Below are 5,078 nucleotides of genomic sequence, written 5' to 3'. Positions count from 1 at the left end.
GCACCGGCCCGGCCATCGGCGGCGCCGGGGCGGGGGTGGGCTGCATCGGATGTGGCAGGTACTCGGGCCGCACCTGCATTCCGGGCAGGTCGACGAGCACGGCGTTCAGTTCTCCGCGGGTTCTGGCGGCCAGCGCCGTGTCCATCCGCTCGGTGAACTCGCCCAGCGACAGCATCCCCTGCCCGACCGCGCGCTGCAGCAGCGTCCCGACGTGTTCGCGCTCGGCGTCCGAGACACGCAGATCCCTCGACTCCATGATCATCAGGGTAGGCGCTGGCGCGCCGGGATCATCAGGGTAGGCGCTGGCGCGCCGGGATCATCAGGGTAGGCGCTGGCGCGCCGGGATCATCAGGGTAGGCGCTGGCGCGCCGGCCCGACGGTCGTGGAGCCGAGGGACGGACGGATGCGGTCGGCTCAGATCGCCGTTGCCGCCCATCGCGCGGCGGGCGCGAAGACGCCGCTGGGATCGTATGCCGCGCGGATCTCGGCGAGCCGGGTCCGCTGGGCGGGGGTCCACGCGTTCGCCACCCGGGCGGCCGGGGGCCCGTCCACGCCGCCCGCGAAGTTCATCAGCGCACCGCCGGTGGCCCACGGCGCCATCGCCCCGACGACGGTCTCGAGCGCTCCGGGCACCGCGTCGGCGATGGGCGGCACCAGCACCCCGACGGTGAACAGGGTGAACGCGGCGTCGCGGCCCGCGACGGCGTTGGGGGTCTCGGGCGGCACACCGAGCGCGCCGCCCATGGCCCGGACCTCGGCGAGCGCGATCGGCAGCGCGCCGGCGGGACCCGCGACGGCGAGCAGGGCGTCGAGGGCGGCGTCCGGCAGCTCCCGCAGCAGCGCCGAGCGCTCCATGCCTGGCATCGGGTCGGTGGGGTCGGCGTGGATCGAACCAAGGGCGGGGTAGACGATCTCGGTCACGGTGTCGAGGACCGGGGTGGCCACCGCGCGCAGCGGGGCGAGCAGGGCGCCGGCGTCCTCGGCGTCGTCGACGTGCGCGAACCGCACGTGCACGGCGGTGCGGCCGCGCAGCGGCTCGGGCAGTTCCGGGAGCGGCGGGAAGTTGACGATGGCCAGCGAGCTGGACACCGAGGTCGGCGCCGCGGAGATCCAGTCCCGCCAGCGGCGCAGCACGGCCGGGGCGTCGGCGATGTCGTAGAAGAGGCCGCCGCCGTCCAGGGTCTGGATGGGCAGGAGTTCGAACGTCATCTGGGTGACGATCCCGAATGCCGCGCCGCCGCCGAGCAGGGCCCAGAACAGGTCGGGTTCGTCGTCGGGGGTGACCCGCCGCAGCTGCCCGTCGGCGGTGACGACCTCCATCCGCAGGACCCGGTCGGCGGCAAACCCGTGGGTGCGGGCGATCGGGCCGAGCCCGCCGCCGAGCGTGTACCCGACCACCCCGACGCCCGGTGCCGAGCCGGCCAGCGGCGCCAGCCCGTGCGGGGCCGCGGCGTCGAGCACCTGCTGCCAGCGGACCCCGGCCTCGACGGTGGCGGTGCGCTCGGCGCGGTTGATGCTCACCCCGTCGAGGAGGGCGGTGTCGACCAGGATGCTGTTCTCCGGCGCGGGGGCGGCGCCGTGGCCGGTGGCCTGCACCGCGACGGTCAGCCCGTTCTCGGCCGCGATCCGGACCGCCGCGGCGACGTCGGCGGCACTCGAGGCGACCACGACGGCGGCGCTGCGGTGGACGGTGGCGAGGTTGAAGCCGGTGGCGGACAGCCGATAGCCCTCGTCCTCGGGGGCGTGTACGACACCGGCGACGGCGGTCCGAAGCAGGTCGACGACGGACGTGGGGGCCAGGGTCTGGGGCGTCGGGTGGGACATGGTGCTCCTCGGAAGGATCGGATCTCGGTCCCTTCCAGGACAACCGCCACCGCTTAGCTGCCGCTTAGCTCCGGCTGCGCACCGACGTGCCCCGTCCGGCACAGCCGGGCCAGCAGCGCGCTCACCTCGTCCCGGTCCAGGCCGGCGCCGAGGCTCGCGCACCGCTCGAACTCGGCGTCACCGAGCGCGTCGCGGACGACCGCCGCCTCGCGCGGCCCGTCGACCGGATCCATCACCTCGGGCAGGAAGCCGATGCGGCCGCCGAGCGCCCGGACCGCCCCGAGGAGCATCGCGCCGACGTCGGGAGTACCGAGCCGGGCCACCAGGGCCGCGGCGCTGTGGACGAGCACCAGCCACGACGTCACATCCCGCTCGGCCTCGAGGACCGGCTGCATCACCCGGACCGCGTCGAGCGCCGCGTCCGTGTCCCCGACGTCCATCGCCGTGCGCATGAGTGTCCACGACGCCGAGCCGACCGCCCAGCCGTGGCCGCAACGTTCGGCTGTCGCGACCGCCTCGCGCAACACCTGCTGCGCCCGTTGCGGATCGCCGAGGAAGCGCAGGATCATGCCCTCGATGAGCAGGGCGTCGGCGCGCTGCCACACGGCGCCTTCCCGGCGCAGGACGTCCGCACTCTCGTGCGCTGCGTGCAGGAACTCGTCGGACGGGCCCGTGATCGCGGAGCAGTACGCCCACCAGGACCGCATCCACGCCTCGGTGACGACGTCGCCGCCCCTCCCCGCGGCGTCGGCGGACCGTCCCAGCACGGCCGCCGCGCCGGCCGCGTCCCCGGCCAGGTAGGTGAGTCCGCCCAGGCCGGTCAGCGCCGACGACAGGGTTGCCGCTGCGACGGCGGTACCGGTCCGCTCGACCGCGTCCAGGGCTGCCGATATCAGCTCCAGACCTTCCCGGATGTGCCCCCGCCGATACCAGAACCAATAGAGGGCCCCGGCGAGTTCGAGCGCGTAGACGGGATCACCGGCGGCCAGCGCGGAGGCCGCAGCGGCACGGTGCTCGGCGATGTCCGCCGTCAGGGCGTCGAAGGTCTGCCGTGCCCGGGAGCCGCGCAGGTGCGGCACCGCCGCGAGGGCCCGCCGCAGCACGAACCGGCGGTGCACGTCGGCCATCCGGTCCCGTTCGGCCGCGTCCGCGCGGGCCAGGGCGAACTCGCGGATGGTCTGCAGCATCGAGTACCGCCGCGGCGACGACGACGGCTCCACCCGCAGCAGCGACCGCCGCACGAGGGCCGTCAGCGGCGGCAGGACGCTCAGCGGCGGCGTGCTGCCGTGCACGGCGGCGGCACCCTCGATGTCGAAGCTGCCCGCGAACACCGCGACCTCGCGCAGCAGCCGCGCCTGCTCGTCGTCGAGGAGCCGGTAGCTCCACTCGATCGCGTCGGCCAGCCCCCGCTGCCGCGGCGGAGCGGTGCGGGAGCCGCCCTGCAGCAGCGCGAACCGGTCGCTCAGCCCCTCGGCGATCTGCTGCTCGGACAGCACCCGCAGCTGCGCCGCCGCGAGCTCGATCCCGAGCGGGATCCCGTCGAGCTCGGTGCAGATGCGACGCACCGGTTCGGTCACCTCGTCGTGGATCGTCCAGCCCGGCACCACCCCGGCGGCCCGGACGCCGAACAACTCGACGGCGGCGCACTCGTCCAACGGCGGCACCTCGTAGACCCACTCCCCGTCGAGGCCGAGCGGCTCCCGGCTCGTCGCCAGGATGCGCACGCCGGGGCAGCGCTCGAGCAGCGCCGTCACCAGCTCCGCCGAACCGTCGAGCAGATGCTCACAGTTGTCCAGCACGAGGACGCACTCACGTGGGGCGAGCACCGTGGCCAGGTGGTCGACGGTCCCGGGGCCCAGGATCTGCAGGGCCGACGCCACCGTCGCGGCCACCAGCGCATCGGCCCGCACGGCCGCCAGGTCCACGAACCACGGCCCGTCGGCGGGACGTTCACCGCCGTTGCGGCACACCTCCACCGCCAGCCGCGTCTTGCCGACCCCGCCCGGCCCCACGAGCGTGACCAACCGTTCCCCGGCCAGCGCCGCGCCGACGTCCGCGAGCTCACGGGCCCGATCGACGAGGGCGGTGCGGGGCGACGGCACGTTGGAGGTCGCGCTCGGGGTGCCCAGCGCGGCGGCGGGCCCCGGCGAGACCCCGGCGGTCCCGAGCAGCCGGACGTCGTCCTGCCGCAGCACCGCCGTCTCGAGTTCGCGCAGCCCGGTGCCCGGCTCGATGCCGAGTTCGCCGTCGAGCACGGTGCGCACGCGGCGCAGCGCCGCCAGGGCGTCGGCCTGCCGGCCCGCCCGGTACAGGGCGACGACCAGCAGTTCCCAGGCCCGTTCGTCGAGCGGATGCGCGGCGACGAGCCGCTCGGCGGCCTCGACGACGTCGTCGGAGCCGCCCTGGTCCAGCCGGATCTGCAGCAGGGCCTTGCGGGTGCGCAACTCGATCGCCGTCAGCCGCGCGACCTCGGGGCGCACGAACTCGGCGTCGGCGACGTCGGCGTAGGGCGACCCCCGCCAGCACGACAACGCGGTCGCGTAGGCCTCGGCCGCGGCCTGAGCGGCACCCTGCTCGCGCAGCCGGTCGCCGCGCGCGACGAGGTCGGCGAACCGCACGGCGTCGATCTGCTCCGCGGCAACGGCGAGCCGGTACCGCGAGCCCTCCCGGACGATCACCCCCTCGTCCCCGCGCGGTCGCTGCGGGCTGAGCCGGTCGCGCAGCTTGGAGACGGCGAAGTGCAGCGAGCTCGTCTTCGGGTCGTCGACGTCGTGCCAGACCTGTTCGAGCAGCCGCTCCCCCGAGACGTCGCCCGGGAACGCGACGACGAGGGCGGCGAGCAGGGCACGCTGCCGGATGCCGCCGAGGTCGATCGGTCGTCCGTCGACGGTGGCGGCGAAGCCTCCCAGCACGCCGAGCGCCACGCCAGGGGAACTCATCCCGCCCGCCTTTCGATCGCCCCGCCTTTCGATCGCTCCGCCTTTCGATCGAGCACGCCACCGCCGCACCGGAACTGCGGGAGCGGTCGAATTCTAGAGGACCGGTGCGGGTCCGGTGCGCTAGTCCAGCCCCTGCTCGATCGCGTAGCGGGTGAGCTCCACGCGGTTGGCGAGCTGCAGCTTGCGCAGGGTCGCCTGCACGTGGTTCTCCACCGTGCGGTGACTGAGCGTGAGCCGCGCGGCGATCTGCTTGGCCGACAGTCCCTTGGCGACGAGTCGCAGCACCTCGGTCTCGCGCTCGGTGAGGGTGGGCGG

At 74.9% G+C, this 5,078-nt stretch carries 4 protein-coding genes; all 4 read right to left on the bottom strand.

The genetic code is table 11. The features are described from left to right. On the bottom strand, positions 1–256 hold a 256-nt coding region (locus tag G6039_RS29530; protein WP_241258998.1), incomplete at its 3' end, for a DUF1707 SHOCT-like domain-containing protein. Between the two features lie 158 nt (positions 257–414). After that, positions 415–1,824, bottom strand: coding sequence for an FAD-binding oxidoreductase (locus G6039_RS29525; RefSeq protein ID WP_050035922.1), 1,410 nt, complete (start codon positions 1,822–1,824; stop codon positions 415–417). A gap of 53 nt (positions 1,825–1,877) precedes the next feature. Beyond that, entirely contained in the window at positions 1,878–4,763 is a 2,886-nt protein-coding gene (locus G6039_RS29520) for an AfsR/SARP family transcriptional regulator (RefSeq protein ID WP_206531470.1), read from the bottom strand. Positions 4,764–4,883: 120 nt separating this feature from the next. Next, positions 4,884–5,078 (bottom strand): response regulator transcription factor (locus G6039_RS29515; protein WP_164528180.1); only part of this gene is annotated, 195 nt, incomplete at its 5' end.

This window comes from Rhodococcus aetherivorans (genome assembly GCF_011058165.1).
Taxonomy (GTDB): Bacteria; Actinomycetota; Actinomycetes; order Mycobacteriales; family Mycobacteriaceae; genus Rhodococcus; species Rhodococcus aetherivorans.
Note: the sequence above shows the minus strand (reverse complement) of the source record. Positions and strands in the feature narration are given on the sequence as shown.

Excerpts from the sequence above, each read along its gene's own strand:
- G6039_RS29525 (WP_050035922.1), bottom strand. The coding sequence starts at position 1,824 with ATGTCCCACCCGACGCCCCAGACCCTGGCCCCCACGTCCGTCGTCGAC.
- G6039_RS29520 (WP_206531470.1), bottom strand. The coding sequence starts at position 4,763 with ATGAGTTCCCCTGGCGTGGCGCTCGGCGTGCTGGGAGGCTTCGCCGCC.